We start from the raw sequence: 13,877 nt of genomic DNA on the forward strand, positions 1-13,877 counted from the left end.
GTAACTACATGCCATTCATATACAAATAACTTACCAGACATTGTGAAACAAGCCGATATTGTTGTTGCAGCAGTAGGTAAGCCTAACTTTATTAAGGGTGAATGGGTGAAGGAAGGGTCAGTGATTTTAGATGCTGGCTATAACCCAGGAAACATTGGGGATGTTGAATACGATTCTTGTTTTGAAAAAGCATCCGCTATTACACCAGTTCCTGGTGGTGTTGGACCTGTAACGATCGCCATGCTATTAAAACATACAGTCGATTCGGCAGAACGCAGATTTCAGTCGAAAGTGGAAAATGAAGTAGTTCAATCCATTTAATCTTCTTGACTTATTCTGCATATTGGTTTAATATGAGTATAACGCTATAAAGTTCGGTATATATTTTTGGTTAAGTGGTCGTAACTGCAGGATGTGGTCGATTTTCTTCCCTTCCTTGCTAGTTACGTCTTTTTACGTTTTTGATCTATATATTTAGTACTTATGGTGAACAATTTTTTGGAGGTTTTACACATGAACACAGGTAAAGTTAAATGGTTTAATGCAGAAAAAGGTTTCGGATTCATCGAATCAGCTGAAGGTCAAGATGTATTCGTACATTTCTCAGCAATCCAATCAGAAGGCTTCAAAACTTTAGAAGAAGGCCAAGAAGTTACTTTCGAAATCGTTGAAGGCAACCGTGGACCACAAGCTTCTAACGTTCAAAAAGCTTAATATATGAGTCATTTAAGGTGATGCATTGATATAAGCATCACCTTTTTCTTTGGAATGAAACCATGATAATTAACTCCGTTTTATTCTCTCGCGATCATTCCTTCACTCAAAAAAAAATTACAAAAAAAACTTTAAAATATAATTCTAAGTACAAAATAATGATATAGGTGTTTAAAATTAAGGAGGAAAAATAACTTTGACAACATTTTCAGATTTTGGTCTAAGTAGTGAATTACAAAAAGCAGTATCAAATATGGGATTTGAAGAACCAACACCGATACAAGCACAAGCGATTCCGATCGCTCTTCAAGGAAGAGATATGATTGGGCAAGCTCAAACAGGAACAGGAAAAACAACAGCCTTTGGTGTTCCATTACTAGAAAAGATGGATTTACAAGAGGGTATTCAAGGTCTTGTATTAGCTCCTACACGTGAATTAGCAGTTCAGGTGGCTGAAGAATTAAACCGAATTGGGCAAGTGAAAGGAATTCGTACACTTCCGATTTATGGTGGTCAAGATATTAATCGCCAAATTCGGTCATTAAAAAACCGACCACAGATCATTGCTGCAACACCTGGACGACTAATCGACCATTTAGACAGAAGAACGATTCGTCTAAATAATATTAAGATGGTTGTTTTAGATGAAGCAGATGAAATGCTAAATATGGGCTTCATCGAAGATATCGAAAGAATTTTAAGTGATATCCCTGAAGAACGTCAAACATTACTTTTCTCAGCGACAATGCCCAAGAGAATTCAAACTCTTGCCGAAAAATTCATGAAAAATCCTGAGCTTGTAAAAGTGAAAGCAAAGGAAATGACAGTCACAAATATTGAACAATTCTATCTTGAAACACATGAAAAACAAAAGTTTGATGTGTTAACTAGTTTACTCGACATTGAATCTCCAGAGCTTGCAATTGTTTTTGGCCGTACGAAGAAGCGTGTAGATGAAGTGGTTGAAGGGTTGATCAAGCGCGGTTACTCAGCTGAAGGAATCCATGGTGATATTCCGCAGTCAAAACGTGACCAAGTTATTCGTCGCTTTAAGGATGGAACAATTGAAATCATGGTAGCAACTGATGTAGCTGCTCGTGGCCTGGATATTAGTGGGGTTTCACACGTGTACAATTTTGATATTCCGCAGGATCCAGAAAGCTATGTACACCGAATTGGTCGTACAGGACGTGCTGGGAAGAAAGGTCTAGCTTATACATTTGTTTCCCCACGCGAACTTGATCATTTGAAAATTATTGAGCAAGTAACAAATAAAAAGATGGTTAAAAAACCAATTCCTTCTTACAAAGATGTAATCGCTGGAAATCAAGAAGCTACAATTAATAAAATTATGAAGGTAATTGAAAATAATGATTACTCTGATTACAAACGTGCCGCTGAGTCATTATTAGAAGATATTGATTCTGTAACGGTACTAGCTGCAACATTAAAGCTTTTAACTAAGGAACCTGATGTTACTCCAATCAAACTAACAGCGGTAGAACCAGTTCGTTCACGTAAACCGAAGTCTGGTTTTAGAGATCGTACACGCTCGAATGATCGTGGAAGAAGCAAGGATTTCCGAAGTAAAGATCGTAGAGATGATCGCGGTTCGCGTAATCGTAAACCAGCAAAACAAAAATAATTTACATTTTTGTGATTGAAATATAAAAAATTAGGCAATATATAAATGTGATACAAGGTATCATTAAAAAGAGCTTTTGAAATTTAGGAGGATTTTTTACATGGCAACTGGTAAAGTAAAATGGTTTAACTCAGAAAAAGGTTTTGGATTTATTGAGGTTGAAGGTGGAGAGGATGTATTCGTACATTACTCAGCAATTCAAAGCGAAGGCTTTAAGTCTCTTGATGAAGGTCAAGAAGTTAGCTTTGATATCGAACAAGGACAGCGTGGACCACAAGCTGTTAATGTTAATAAAATCTAATGGATCCAATAGAGCTCTTTTTAGAGCTCTTTTTTGTGTCTGAAACAAATAGGGGGTTCAATATGAAATCATTCACAGTAAATTTTCATAAAGAAGATCAAGTGGATAAGATGGTAGTTAATAAACTGAATGAAGAAGATTTTCACCTAGCAACAGAAGGTGGCACGCGTCATTTATTCGAATTAGATACGAATATAGGGTTTTTTGTTTATTTTGATGCAGTTGATAAAGAAGGAAAAGAATCGTATCTGGTTCTTCACTATGAAGAAGAAAGTGAAGAACCAAGTGGTTGCTATTCGTTTGAACTTAAGGATTTTTATCAATTTGCAGCACTCCAATTAAATGATTTAGAGTACAATGAAGAGGAAGCTGAGGGGGAAGAGGCTGAAGAAGAGTATGGGCCCATTCACCATTTAGCACATTTAATGTATCACATTATTGAAGATGGCAAGAAAGTAGAAGAGGAGTAAAGAGAGCGATTGCTCTTTTTACTCCTCTTCTGCTTCTAGGTAATGTTCTTTACAAAATGATTGAAGCATAACTAACTCTTCATCTTCTAAGTCAAATTCCAGCACTTTTTCTGTGTCAGATTCTAATATGTGATAATGTGAAACACGTGGACCATTCTCGTCTACAACATATAGGACCTTCAACTTTAGCCCCTGTTCTCGGTACAATTCATCCTCTTCGTCCACAGTAAAATCGATCAAGAATTCATATCGATTTCCTGTTAATATGTTGAATGGGTCTTCCACTCTTTCAACTGTATATTCTGTATAATTCATCTTATACCTCCTGATTGAAGCTTTTTTTAGTATACCCCTATTTTGTAAGATGGAAAAGCAGTTTTCATCAAATGGAACTAAGCGTATAATAATAGGAAGAACTTTACATGCTAGGAGAGTTTCATTTGACAATTAATAATAACTTAAAAGAAATGGAACAATTAAAGCAAGAATTGTTTTTTTACAAAAGATTTGTGTCATTATTACCTTTTTCTTTTACATATACTGACCCTGAATTAAGGATGGAGCTTACTAAGAATGAGTTTCAGAATGTTGATCTAATAAAAAATTCAACTGCCAAAAAAAGAGGGATAAAGATTACCTCCACTCCTATGATTCCTTTTGAAGAGATTGAAATTTTTTTAAATGAAATATTAGATGTGGTTCCACATCATATTGTGTTTATTAATTCTGAGGGGATAGTTACTCTTTGCAATGCGCAGGCCGCTATAGATTTACATGTGGATCGAGAAAGGGTAGTTGGAAAGCATGTGCGAGAACTTCTCCAGATTCCGGATGAACAAATCAAAATGCTTGAAACGTTACGAACAGGCAAGCCGATATTTAATCAAGAAATATTAGATAAAAATTATGGGATTATTAATACAAGAATAATTAAAACCTCAGAAGGAAGGATAGACCGAGTTGTAGGTGTATTTCGCTTTCTAAATCATATTAAGGAAGCAGAAAAACAAACTTTAGCTAGTAGAATAGCAGCGGGTATTGCTCATGAAATTCGAAACCCCTTAACGACTGTAAGAGGATACTTACAATTACTACAGGGGAGAGTTGATGAGGAGACTGCGGAGATGTTTCGGTCACTTCTTATTCCAGAGATTGATCGAGCAAACAAGATTATTACCGATTTTCTGCGTATTTCGAAGCCTGGTACGGTTAAGAGAGAGATATTGGAGGTAAAAGATTTCTTTATCGATTATCTCGGTCATTTTCTCAACAGTGATGCACTGCTTCATAATGTTAATATTACATATAAAATCAGTCCGGCATCTGCAAATAGTTTCTTTGTAGCTGATCGAGAAGAGTTATTTCAGGTCTTCTCTAATTTATATCGAAACTCCTTGCAAGCCAAAAATGATAGCACAATTGAAATCACGATTTCAACAGAATTGATAGGGTCAAATATATTCATTGAATTCGTTGATAATGGTGTGGGAATTGCCCCTAACCTACTCCAACATGTATTTGATCCTTTTTTCACGACAAAGGATGAGGGAACTGGATTAGGGCTCTCTGTCTCAAAGAAAATCATTGAAAACTATCATGGAACGATGAATGTTAAAAGCAGTCCTTTAGGAACCCGCTTTCTTATTTATTTACCTGTTTATACAGGAAAGGTACCTCTTTAATCATACATAAAAACATTTTGTTTTATAGATACATAACTCTTTCCTGTTCATCGAACAATAGGTAATGAAAGGGGAGAATTACGTGGATAAAAAGACAAAAGGAAACGAAGAGGGACTTTCCTGGTATGCGTTATCCTTAATTGGAGTCGGTTGTATTATCGGTACGGGCTTCTTTTTAGGGTCAAGCATCGGGATTCAAATGGCTGGTCCAGCGGTCCTATTGGCTTTTCTAATTGCAGGGATAGGGACATATATTGTTTATGACTCACTCGGAAGAATGTCCGCTCAGGACCCTCAAAAAGGATCATTTCGGGCATATGCGAAAAAGGCATTTGGTCCATGGGCTGGGTTTACAAGTGGCTGGGTATATTGGATGTCAGAAATGCTCATTACTGGAAGCCAACTTACAGCTCTTTCAATCTTTACGAAATTTTGGTTTCCGAATATCCCTTTATGGGTATTTTCCGCTTTTTATGCAGCTCTAGGTATTGTTGTTGTTCTTTTAGGTAATAAAGGGTTCGAGAAAATAGAAAATCTCCTCGGTGTGATTAAGATTTCAGCTATTTTAATGTTTATAATTATTGCAATTCTTGCTTTAACTGGAGTTATTGATGGTCAGAAGGGATTTGATCATTTCCCTAATACCAAAAATGAAATATTACCAAATGGATTAAAAGGCTTATGGTCTGCTCTAATTTTCGGATTTTACGCTTTTGGCGGTATAGAAATTATGGGCATTATGGCTACACGTTTAAAGAACAAAGATGATGCTCCAAAAGCAGGGAAAATCATGCTCATCGTCTTAACAATCATTTACCTCATATCAATATTTCTAGCTGTTACAATGATTCCGTGGCAAGAACATTCCGATAAAAAAAGTCCATTTGTTAGTGCTCTTCACGAATATGCCAACTTAGGGTTTGTTCCTCATGTGTTTAATGGGGCTCTTATTATTGCAGGATTCTCCACCATGTCAGCATCGTTATTCGCTATAACAACGATGTTAGTAACAATGGCAGACGACCATGATGCTCCAAAATTATTAGCGAAGCAAGGGAAATTAAAAGTACCTCCAATAGCTTTACTGGTAACGATATCAGGTTTAGTTGCTTCCATAGTCACTGCACGTTTGATGCCGGATTCCATTTATGAATATATTACAACGGCAGCCGGATTAATGCTTTTATACAATTGGATACTGGTGTTATTTTCAGCTCCGCGTCTCATTACTTTTTCTCGCTGGGACCATATTAAAAGGTTTATTGGGATGGGGCTTATCCTTTTAGCCATTTCAGGTACTTTATTACATGCTTCTTCCCGACCTGGATTATTTGTCAGTCTTTTAATCGTGCTTATTATTATTTGCGCTGACATCATTTCCCATTTTGTAAAAGGGCGGGCTAAAAAGAAAAAAATCAACACACACAATGGTAAGATAAAAAGCCATCGACACTATCGTAAACGGCAATAAGCCCCTTTTTATTAGGGGCTTTTATATTAGTTCATAAAGATTTTTAACGCTTCAAGCCCGAAATATAAGCCAAAACCAATTAAGGATATAGAAGAGATGATCGTGATTATTGTTAGCAGTTTTGTTGTGAGTAATTTCCTAAAGCTGCTTGCAACTGCTGCCATACATACGTCCCAAATGACAAGTCCTAAAATGATGGCACTGCTAAAGTATAATAGCTCTGTGTGTTCGTACATGGTTGCCGTTTTTGCTAATACTGACCCATATATACCTAACCAAAATAAAATAGTTAGCGGATTAGAAATGGACATGAAAAATCCAGTGATGAAGGATTTGGATAAAGAAGCATCCCTATTTCCTTTGCTAAGTACAATTTTTCCAGCACCTAGTAATCCTTCCACACCCGTGTAGACCAATACAAAAAATCCGAATAACCATAAAAACATTTTTACTATAGGAATTTCAATGAATTGAGAAAATCCTAAAAAAACGAGTAGCATATAAAAAATGTCTGCTATCACAGACCCTAGGCCTAGCACCCACGCGTTCAAAAAGCCATGTTTAATGCCTTTATCCATTTGTGCAGCATTAATGGGACCAATTGGAGCAGCAAGTGATAAACCTAGTAGCACATAACTGAAAAATACACCCAAAGCAAATTCCCTCCAATCAAATACAACTGCTCGTACACATTGTATTCATGAAGGATTGCTTGTACGACAAAAAGATAAATGTGAATTCAAAAAAAAGTCCCTTCAACAGAATTAGGTTGAAGGGACTAGGGGTTAGTCGTTAGTCGTTCTCTTGGTATTCCGAATCAATTCGTTCATTTAGGTAAGTATTAAGAGTTGTTGCAAATTGAATAGATTGAAGACTCATTTCCTCTTCAATCCCGTAACTAGTCGTTTGCTTTTTATAAGGAATTTGGAAGTTATTCTGCTTTCTATAATCCATTAGTAGTCTCCTTTCATATACAATGTAATGTTAGTATATACACTTTCGTAGTATTTATTGGGAAAATGTTTTCTATACAAATTTTCACAACAGTGGTATAATCTAATTAATGGATAAAAAGCGAAATAGAAAATCCAATTATTATAAAAAGGGTGATAGATTGGTCTTCTTTTTTATAATAACTGGATTTTTTATTATTTAGCTACTTTTAGGAGGGGAAATATGGGATTCGGAAGAAAAAATCAAGAAGAAGTTGTAAAAGAAGAAACAAAGGTGTGGGTTTGCTCATCAGAAAGTTGCAAGTGTTGGATTCGTGACAATTTTAAAAGCACCGAAAGCCCAAGCTGCCCCTTATGTCATAGTGAAATGAAGCAATCAACGAAAATCGTTGAAGTGTTAAACAACCCAAGTAAGTCATATTAATATGAAAGAGAAAGGCTAGTCCTAGCCTTTCTCAGAGTTTTTCTTCTACTCGGTTGGAAGGATGAGTTGATAGAAGAGTACATCTTGCCAATCATCGAATTTAAACCCAACCTCTTTAAAATGTCCTGCCAATGTAAATCCAAACTTCTTATGTAAGGCAATACTTCCTTCGTTTCCTGCCGTTATTCCTCCGATCATTGTATGGAATCCATGTTCTTTTGCTCTAGTAATTAATTCAGACATTAGTGCAGTACCAATCCCTAAGCCCCTTGCCGCTGAAGATATGTAGATTGATAATTCAGTGGTTGAATTGTATGCCGGTTTTTCACGGAAAGGACTTAAGCTCCCATAACCAACCACTTCACCATGCCATTCAGAAACAATTAATGGATATTTACCACCATATTTGGCAAACCAAGTTTTTCTCTTCTCTAATGATTCAGGTTCCAAATCAAAGGTAGCAGTTGTGTTTACGATTGCCTCATTATATATTGATAAAAGGATAGGTAAATCATTAATATGTGCTTCGCGTATCTTTAGCATGGTAAATCCTCCAATAAGATAAAATATCTCCTATTTTACCTTTTCAATGGGTAAATGAAAATAAAAATCTAATGATTATAAATAAAAAGGAGTACATTTCCTTGTGATTATGACTCAGCAATACTTTACAGTAACAAGAAAAATTGTAGATGGAACTCAGGTAGTCTTACACGAAGAGCAATTATTAAAGATGTATGAAGATAAGATTACTACAAGTGCTTCTACTTTTTCATTTTCGGATGTTCATGATATTTCTTTTAGAAAATTGACGAAAGAGTTAGGTATTCTATATTTACATACGAATCAAGGATTGTTTCCTTATAAGGTGAGAGAAGAGCCACGCTTCTTTATTGAAACGTTTTATAAGCTGAAAAATTAGTAAAAAGCCACTGTGGTGGCTTTTTTATTTTGCCCGATATCTCAAAAAGTTGAATACCTTATATTGGAGCATGTGTCAGAAAACAATAAGCGGAATCTAGGTTAAAAACCCCTGGAAGAGAGCAAATTAAAGATGCTTCACCAAATGAAATCAGGGGGGTCACACGAATGATAAAGAAAAAAGTACTTCTTACAGCGATGTCATCAGTTATGACACTTGGTTTATTGTCTGCTTGTGGAGTGGACGATAACAACTTAAACAATGACGATGATGTCAATTATAGACCGGTTAGATACAACCAAAATGATGATAACGGAATCTTAGACAACAATAACGGTAATCGAGGAAATGGGATCTTTAATAATGATAACGATGACCGTGATAATAATATTTTTGACAATGATCGAGACAACCGAAATAACAATATCTTGGACAATGACCGAAATGGTCGGGATGACAACATCTTAAATGACGATAATGGCGACAATGACTTGGATTTAGATCTTAATGATGACGATAACAATAATGATCGTAATGGTCTTGGTGGAAATAATGGAAATATGACAGGTAGAAATCGTTAAGAAGTCGGGTTGGGCATAGAAATATGCCCAATCTTTTTAATATTTGAACTTTTTGTGACAGTTTGTTATAATTATTACAAAATTCGTATAGATCGTGGAGGTGTCACATGCTTCGAACAATTATTGCTGGGATCGGTGGTTTTTTTCTAGTATTTATGGAGACGTTTTTAGTGATGAAGTTAAAAGGTTGGCACTCAATTGAAATTGGAGGTATTGCACCATTCGTGAGTGTATGGTCAATGAATTTCTTTCTATTATTTACAATGCTCTCTCATGCTCACTTATGGTATGAAAAGGTCCAAAATGAGCGCAATCAAGCTCAACCCGAAGGAAAATAATCAGAAGTATCCAACATTTTGTATGGATGCTTCTTTTTTTGACCTAATAAAAATCTGTAAAACAAAACAACCAAAAAGCTTCATAAGTTGAAGTCCTTTTGGTTGTTTTTTATTATTCTTCTTCTAATTCAGATATATCGACCGTGGATCTTTCTTCCAATGGTCCACGCAAATGAACGGTTGCGGTCTTCCCGTCTTCATGCAGCTCGTCAATCCACACAGAAGCACCGTTATACTCCACGTGAATATCTGCTGATGATGATAATATTTGCTTTACTCTTCTAGAATCCATAATTATAGCCCTCCTTATCTAATTCATTTACTACTTTCCCCAAACAGTTAGTAAATCATGTGAATGTTTTTAAGCGAATTCCTTCATTTTCTCAAAGGTAAATGGTAGATTTTTGTCGAAATTTTGATAGTTTTTGATAATTTGAGAAAGATTTTGATAGAAAGTGATTGATTTTCGAGAGGGGTTATAGTACTCTTGACTCAGGAAATAAAAAAAGAAAGCGTTTTAATGAGGTGATGCATTGTTAACACCAGAGCGCCATCGATTGATTTTGCAGCAATTAAAAGAAAAAGGTGTAGTTAAAATACAAGACCTTGTAGACCTAACAAATTCATCAGAGTCAACGATAAGAAGGGACTTAACACAACTAGAAGATGATAAATTCTTAAAAAGGATACATGGTGGTGCTGCTCGATTACAGGGAAAGCTACAAGAACCGAGCATGGTCGAGAAAGCTACCAAAAACCTTCAACCAAAGAAAAGAATTGCCAAGTATGCCTCTAGCTTAGTGGAAGAAGGAGATTGTATTTTTCTTGATGCAGGATCAACAGTAATGGAAATGATTCCTTACTTACCAAAAAACATTGTGGTCGTGACAAACGGACTTATGCATGTAAAACCTTTACTAGATAGAGACATCCCAATGTATCTAATTGGTGGGTATGCAAAACCTAAGACAAATGCCATTATTGGTCGAGGAGCGCTAACAAGTTTAGAGCTATACCGTTTTGACAAATGCTTTATGGGAGTGAATGGAATCCACACTCAATTTGGGTACACAACACCTGATCAAGAAGAAGCAATGATTAAACAATCAGCTATTTCTCTTTCAAGAGAAGCATTTGTGTTAAGTGATGAATCGAAGTTCTCAGAAATAGCATTCGCTAAAATTGCTGACTTACATGAAGCGTCGATCATTACAGATGATCTGAACAGTGAGTTCCAAGATCAATACATGAGCAAAACGACAATAAAGGTTGTGAAAGAATGATTTACACCGTAACACTCAATCCTTCCCTCGATTACATTGTGGAGGTAGAAGAATTAACACTGGGTGATTTGAATCGTACAAAAAATGAGACGAAATTTCCTGGTGGTAAAGGTATAAATGTTTCAAGATTACTAAAAAGAATGGGTGTACCTAGTAAAGCTTTAGGTTTTGTTGGTGGTTTTACAGGACTTTACATTAAGAATTATTTGAACAATGAAGACATTGAAACAAAATTTGTTGAGGTTCTTGAAGATACGAGAATCAATGTAAAGTTAAAATCCAATAGTGAAACAGAAGTGAATGCAAAAGGACCAACTATTACAGAAGCAGATTTTAAAAAGCTTCAGGATCAGATATCCCTATTAAATTCAGAAGATACTTTAGTATTAGCAGGGAGCATTCCATCAAGTATGGAGTCAAGCACGTATGAGAAACTAGTGTCAATCTGCCATTTAAACCAAACAAAGTTTGTTGTAGATGCAGAAGGAGATTTATTAAAGAAAGTTTTAGCATTTAAACCTTTTCTTATTAAGCCAAACCACCATGAACTTGGTGAATTATTTAATACAAGTTTTACAACTGCAGAAGAAGTGGTTCCTTATGCTCGTAAGCTTGTAGAAATGGGAGCCGAAAACGTTATTGTTTCCTTGGCAGGAGAAGGAGCCGTGTTAGTAAATCGTGAGGTTGCTTACCTTTCAAATGTACCAAAAGGTGAAGTGAAAAGTTCAGTTGGAGCAGGAGATTCAATGGTAGCCGGTTTTCTAGCCAAATACGAAGAAACGAAAGAGATTGAGGAAGCGTTTCGTTATAGTGTTGCATCTGGAAGCGCAACTGCATTTTCAATTGGTCTAGCAACGAAAGAAATGATAGAAACACTATATACAAGCGTTAACATTACAAAGTTCTAAGGAGAAAAAGAGATGAAAATAACTGAGATTTTAACAAAAGAAACCATTCATCTAAACCTTTCAGGCTCAACGAAGTCTGAAGCGATTGATCAGCTCGTTGATGTATTAGATCGCGCTGGAAAGCTAGAGGATGCAAAAGTATTTAAGGCGGGCATTTTAAAGCGTGAAGAGCAAAGTACTACAGGAATTGGCGAAGGAATCGCCATTCCTCATGCAAAAACGAAGGCAGTTAAAACAGCTTCAATTGCATTTGGTAAGTCGGTAAATGGAATTGACTACGATTCGCTGGATGGTCAACCAGCACATTTATTCTTTATGATTGCAGCTCCAGAGGGGGCGAATAATACTCATTTGGAAGCGCTCGCAAGGCTTTCTTCTATCTTGATGAAAAATGAAGTAAGAGAAGCATTATTAAGCGCAAATACAGAAAGAGATGTTTTGAACATTATCGATCAGTACGACCAGGAAGAGGAAGGAGACGAGGAAACGATGTCTGGGGAAAAGAAATTTATCGTTGCTGTTACTGCTTGTCCAACTGGAATTGCTCATACGTATATGGCTGCTGATTCTCTTAAGGCTAAGGCGGCTGAACTTGGTGTAGACATTAAAGTTGAAACAAGAGGATCTGGCGGAGCAAAGAACGTCTTAACGCCTGCCGAAATTGAAAGAGCAGTTGCTGTAATTGTTGCAGCTGATACAAATGTTGAAACCGATCGTTTTAGTGGTAAGCATGTTATTGAAACAAAAGTAGCAGATGGAATTCGTAAACCGAAGGAACTAATTGAAAGAGCTCTAAAACAAGATGCCCCAATTTTTAAGGGTAGTGGGAATGCATCTTCTACTTCTTCTGAGCAAAAAGGTCAAGGTGTTGGTGCTACAATTTATAAACACCTAATGAGTGGTGTATCTAATATGCTTCCATTCGTTGTAGGTGGAGGAATATTAATTGCAATCTCTTTCATGTTCGGTTACAACGCTTTTAATCCAGAAGATCCTTCATATCACCCAATTGCAGAAGCATTAATGACAATCGGTGGTGGTAGTGGTGCATTTGGGTTTATTGTTCCCATTTTAGCAGCGTTTATTGCAATGAGTATCGCAGATCGTCCAGGCTTTGCAGCTGGTGCAGTTGGAGGTTTATTAGCTAATAGCGGTGGTGCAGGGTTCTTAGGTGGTATTATTGCAGGTTTCTTAGCAGGTTATATTGTGGTTGGTCTGAAAAAGCTGCTAACAAGTTTACCATCATCTCTTGAAGGTATTAAAACGATTCTTTTATATCCTTTACTAGGAATTGCTCTTACAGGTTTTGCAATGATATATATCGTAAATGGTCCAGTTGGAGCGCTTAATACAGGAATTACTAATTGGTTATCAGGGCTAGGTACAGGTAATGCAGTATTACTAGGATTAGTACTAGGTTTAATGATGGCATTTGATATGGGTGGACCGATTAACAAGGCAGCGTATGTATTTGGAACGGGATTGTTAGCAAACGGGGTATATGAGCCAATGGCAGCAGTTATGGCAGCAGGTATGGTTCCTCCACTTGGAATTGCAATCGCTACTACTTTCTTTGGCAAGAAGTTCACAAAACAAGAAAGAGAAGCAGGAAAAGTTAACTATATTATGGGATTATCTTTTATCACAGAAGGAGCAATTCCTTTTGCGGCGGCTGATCCACTTCGTGTTATTCCTTCATTAATGGCTGGATCAGCGGTGGCTGGTGCATTAACAATGATGTTTGGTATTGGTTTACGTGCACCACACGGTGGATTATTCGTAGTGCCTTTAGTTGATGGCGGGTGGTTTATGTATTTAATCGCTATCGTTGCTGGAGCGATCGTTTCAGGAGTAATACTTGGGCTAGTAAAGAAACCAGTTCAAGAATAAGTCGTCAAGGTCAGTGGATACCACTGGCCTTTTTTATATGCGTAGAAAAAGGTCAGAAAAGCCATATTAAATGTAGCTCGAATAAAGGGGGGATTCATTTGACGAAGCGCAATATTAAAACAAAATCAGGCATGCAAAGTGTTCCGAAAAGCATTAATGACATGGATTTGTCAGGGAATGCTTCAACAAAAGAAAAGAAGGCAGAGAAGAAGAGACCAAATTAAATAAAAAAGAAGTCGTACTAAAGTACGACTTCTTTTTATGCACTTTTTTTCTCAGGTTTTATACCAAAGAG

Annotated in this window: 19 protein-coding genes and 1 pseudogene; 15 read left to right on the top strand and 5 right to left on the bottom strand. The window is 36.5% G+C overall.

Going from position 1 to position 13,877, the window contains the following annotated elements; translation table 11 throughout:
- The 5 genes and pseudogenes from ACGLXV_RS17315 to ACGLXV_RS17335 all read left to right on the top strand — a co-directional run.
- Positions 1-321: pseudogene (locus ACGLXV_RS17315) on the top strand (bifunctional 5,10-methylene-tetrahydrofolate dehydrogenase/5,10-methylene-tetrahydrofolate cyclohydrolase); the annotation flags it as partial.
- Between the two features lie 192 nt (positions 322-513).
- On the top strand, positions 514-714 hold the full coding sequence (locus ACGLXV_RS17320; protein WP_119708787.1) for a cold-shock protein: 201 nt from the start codon (positions 514-516) through the stop codon (positions 712-714).
- A 196-nt stretch (positions 715-910) separates the two neighbouring features.
- Complete coding sequence (gene cshA / locus ACGLXV_RS17325) at positions 911-2,359, top strand: degradosome RNA helicase CshA (protein ID WP_391559608.1); 1,449 nt, start codon at positions 911-913, stop codon at positions 2,357-2,359.
- Positions 2,360-2,459: 100 nt separating this feature from the next.
- Positions 2,460-2,660, top strand: a complete 201-nt coding sequence (locus ACGLXV_RS17330; protein ID WP_066047955.1) for a cold-shock protein — start codon at positions 2,460-2,462, stop codon at positions 2,658-2,660.
- A 62-nt stretch (positions 2,661-2,722) separates the two neighbouring features.
- Positions 2,723-3,130, top strand: a complete 408-nt coding sequence (locus ACGLXV_RS17335) for a cytosolic protein (RefSeq protein ID WP_391559609.1) — start codon at positions 2,723-2,725, stop codon at positions 3,128-3,130.
- 18 nt (positions 3,131-3,148) lie between these two features.
- Here the strand turns inward: ACGLXV_RS17335 and ACGLXV_RS17340 are convergent, their stop codons facing one another.
- Positions 3,149-3,445: a DUF6509 family protein gene (locus ACGLXV_RS17340; protein ID WP_391559610.1), complete on the bottom strand. Its 297-nt coding sequence runs from the start codon at positions 3,443-3,445 to the stop codon at positions 3,149-3,151.
- A gap of 125 nt (positions 3,446-3,570) precedes the next feature.
- On the opposite strand from ACGLXV_RS17340, the gene ACGLXV_RS17345 reads away from it, so the two are divergent.
- Positions 3,571-4,812, top strand: a complete 1,242-nt coding sequence (locus ACGLXV_RS17345; protein ID WP_391559611.1) for a two-component system sensor histidine kinase NtrB — start codon at positions 3,571-3,573, stop codon at positions 4,810-4,812.
- Positions 4,813-4,876: 64 nt separating this feature from the next.
- A complete protein-coding gene (locus ACGLXV_RS17350) occupies positions 4,877-6,283 on the top strand; it encodes an amino acid permease (protein ID WP_391559612.1) in 1,407 nt (468 codons plus the stop codon).
- A 26-nt stretch (positions 6,284-6,309) separates the two neighbouring features.
- On the opposite strand, the gene ACGLXV_RS17355 is transcribed toward ACGLXV_RS17350, so the two are convergent.
- Together ACGLXV_RS17355 and ACGLXV_RS17360 are read right to left on the bottom strand one after the other, a co-directional pair.
- Positions 6,310-6,936, bottom strand: coding sequence for a LysE family transporter (locus ACGLXV_RS17355; protein WP_391559613.1), 627 nt, complete (start codon positions 6,934-6,936; stop codon positions 6,310-6,312).
- Between the two features lie 139 nt (positions 6,937-7,075).
- Entirely contained in the window at positions 7,076-7,237 is a 162-nt protein-coding gene (locus tag ACGLXV_RS17360; RefSeq protein ID WP_162927778.1) for a hypothetical protein, read from the bottom strand.
- Between the two features lie 222 nt (positions 7,238-7,459).
- Here ACGLXV_RS17360 and ACGLXV_RS17365 point away from each other — a divergent pair, with 222 nt between their 5' ends.
- Positions 7,460-7,660 (top strand): cold-shock protein, encoded by a 201-nt coding sequence (locus tag ACGLXV_RS17365; protein WP_119708780.1) that lies wholly within the window; start codon positions 7,460-7,462, stop codon positions 7,658-7,660.
- Between the two features lie 45 nt (positions 7,661-7,705).
- Here ACGLXV_RS17365 and ACGLXV_RS17370 read toward each other — a convergent pair whose 3' ends face one another.
- Positions 7,706-8,203: a GNAT family N-acetyltransferase gene (locus ACGLXV_RS17370; RefSeq protein ID WP_119708779.1), complete on the bottom strand. Its 498-nt coding sequence runs from the start codon at positions 8,201-8,203 to the stop codon at positions 7,706-7,708.
- A 103-nt stretch (positions 8,204-8,306) separates the two neighbouring features.
- On the opposite strand from ACGLXV_RS17370, the gene ACGLXV_RS17375 reads away from it, so the two are divergent.
- The 3 genes from ACGLXV_RS17375 (at position 8,307) to ACGLXV_RS17385 (ending at position 9,501) form a co-directional block, all read left to right on the top strand.
- A complete protein-coding gene (locus tag ACGLXV_RS17375) occupies positions 8,307-8,582 on the top strand; it encodes a hypothetical protein (protein WP_391559614.1) in 276 nt (91 codons plus the stop codon).
- 167 nt (positions 8,583-8,749) lie between these two features.
- Positions 8,750-9,163, top strand: coding sequence for a hypothetical protein (locus ACGLXV_RS17380; RefSeq protein WP_391559615.1), 414 nt, complete (start codon positions 8,750-8,752; stop codon positions 9,161-9,163).
- Positions 9,164-9,270: 107 nt separating this feature from the next.
- Positions 9,271-9,501: a hypothetical protein gene (locus ACGLXV_RS17385; protein ID WP_119708776.1), complete on the top strand. Its 231-nt coding sequence runs from the start codon at positions 9,271-9,273 to the stop codon at positions 9,499-9,501.
- A gap of 112 nt (positions 9,502-9,613) precedes the next feature.
- On the opposite strand, the gene ACGLXV_RS17390 is transcribed toward ACGLXV_RS17385, so the two are convergent.
- Positions 9,614-9,793, bottom strand: a complete 180-nt coding sequence (locus ACGLXV_RS17390; protein ID WP_391559616.1) for a small, acid-soluble spore protein, H family — start codon at positions 9,791-9,793, stop codon at positions 9,614-9,616.
- Positions 9,794-10,034: 241 nt separating this feature from the next.
- Here ACGLXV_RS17390 and ACGLXV_RS17395 point away from each other — a divergent pair, with 241 nt between their 5' ends.
- The 4 genes from ACGLXV_RS17395 to ACGLXV_RS17410 all read left to right on the top strand — a co-directional run bounded on the left by ACGLXV_RS17395 (position 10,035) and on the right by ACGLXV_RS17410 (position 13,806).
- On the top strand, positions 10,035-10,784 hold the full coding sequence (locus ACGLXV_RS17395) for a DeoR/GlpR family DNA-binding transcription regulator (RefSeq protein ID WP_119708774.1): 750 nt from the start codon (positions 10,035-10,037) through the stop codon (positions 10,782-10,784).
- Positions 10,781-11,692: a 1-phosphofructokinase gene (gene pfkB / locus ACGLXV_RS17400; RefSeq protein WP_391559617.1), complete on the top strand. Its 912-nt coding sequence runs from the start codon at positions 10,781-10,783 to the stop codon at positions 11,690-11,692. Before ACGLXV_RS17395 ends, pfkB begins: the two co-directional genes overlap by 4 nt.
- Positions 11,693-11,704: 12 nt before the next feature.
- Complete coding sequence (locus tag ACGLXV_RS17405; RefSeq protein ID WP_391559618.1) at positions 11,705-13,582, top strand: PTS fructose transporter subunit IIABC; 1,878 nt, start codon at positions 11,705-11,707, stop codon at positions 13,580-13,582.
- A gap of 98 nt (positions 13,583-13,680) precedes the next feature.
- Complete coding sequence (locus tag ACGLXV_RS17410) at positions 13,681-13,806, top strand: hypothetical protein (RefSeq protein ID WP_391559619.1); 126 nt, start codon at positions 13,681-13,683, stop codon at positions 13,804-13,806.
- The last annotated feature ends 71 nt before the right edge of the window (positions 13,807-13,877 follow it).

This window comes from Robertmurraya sp., assembly GCF_036676585.1.
Classification (GTDB): Bacteria; Bacillota; Bacilli; order Bacillales; family Cytobacillaceae; genus Robertmurraya_A.

Excerpts from the sequence above, each read along its gene's own strand:
- ACGLXV_RS17335 (WP_391559609.1), top strand. The coding sequence starts at position 2,723 with ATGAAATCATTCACAGTAAATTTTCATAAAGAAGATCAAGTGGATAAG.
- ACGLXV_RS17370 (WP_119708779.1), bottom strand. The coding sequence starts at position 8,203 with ATGCTAAAGATACGCGAAGCACATATTAATGATTTACCTATCCTTTTA.
- ACGLXV_RS17380 (WP_391559615.1), top strand. The coding sequence starts at position 8,750 with ATGATAAAGAAAAAAGTACTTCTTACAGCGATGTCATCAGTTATGACA.
- ACGLXV_RS17350 (WP_391559612.1), top strand. The coding sequence starts at position 4,877 with ATGAAAGGGGAGAATTACGTGGATAAAAAGACAAAAGGAAACGAAGAG.
- pfkB (WP_391559617.1), top strand. The coding sequence starts at position 10,781 with ATGATTTACACCGTAACACTCAATCCTTCCCTCGATTACATTGTGGAG.
- ACGLXV_RS17320 (WP_119708787.1), top strand. The coding sequence starts at position 514 with ATGAACACAGGTAAAGTTAAATGGTTTAATGCAGAAAAAGGTTTCGGA.
- ACGLXV_RS17385 (WP_119708776.1), top strand. The coding sequence starts at position 9,271 with ATGCTTCGAACAATTATTGCTGGGATCGGTGGTTTTTTTCTAGTATTT.
- ACGLXV_RS17330 (WP_066047955.1), top strand. The coding sequence starts at position 2,460 with ATGGCAACTGGTAAAGTAAAATGGTTTAACTCAGAAAAAGGTTTTGGA.
- ACGLXV_RS17360 (WP_162927778.1), bottom strand. The coding sequence starts at position 7,237 with ATGGATTATAGAAAGCAGAATAACTTCCAAATTCCTTATAAAAAGCAA.
- ACGLXV_RS17390 (WP_391559616.1), bottom strand. The coding sequence starts at position 9,793 with ATGGATTCTAGAAGAGTAAAGCAAATATTATCATCATCAGCAGATATT.
- ACGLXV_RS17405 (WP_391559618.1), top strand. The coding sequence starts at position 11,705 with ATGAAAATAACTGAGATTTTAACAAAAGAAACCATTCATCTAAACCTT.
- ACGLXV_RS17340 (WP_391559610.1), bottom strand. The coding sequence starts at position 3,445 with ATGAATTATACAGAATATACAGTTGAAAGAGTGGAAGACCCATTCAAC.
- ACGLXV_RS17365 (WP_119708780.1), top strand. The coding sequence starts at position 7,460 with ATGGGATTCGGAAGAAAAAATCAAGAAGAAGTTGTAAAAGAAGAAACA.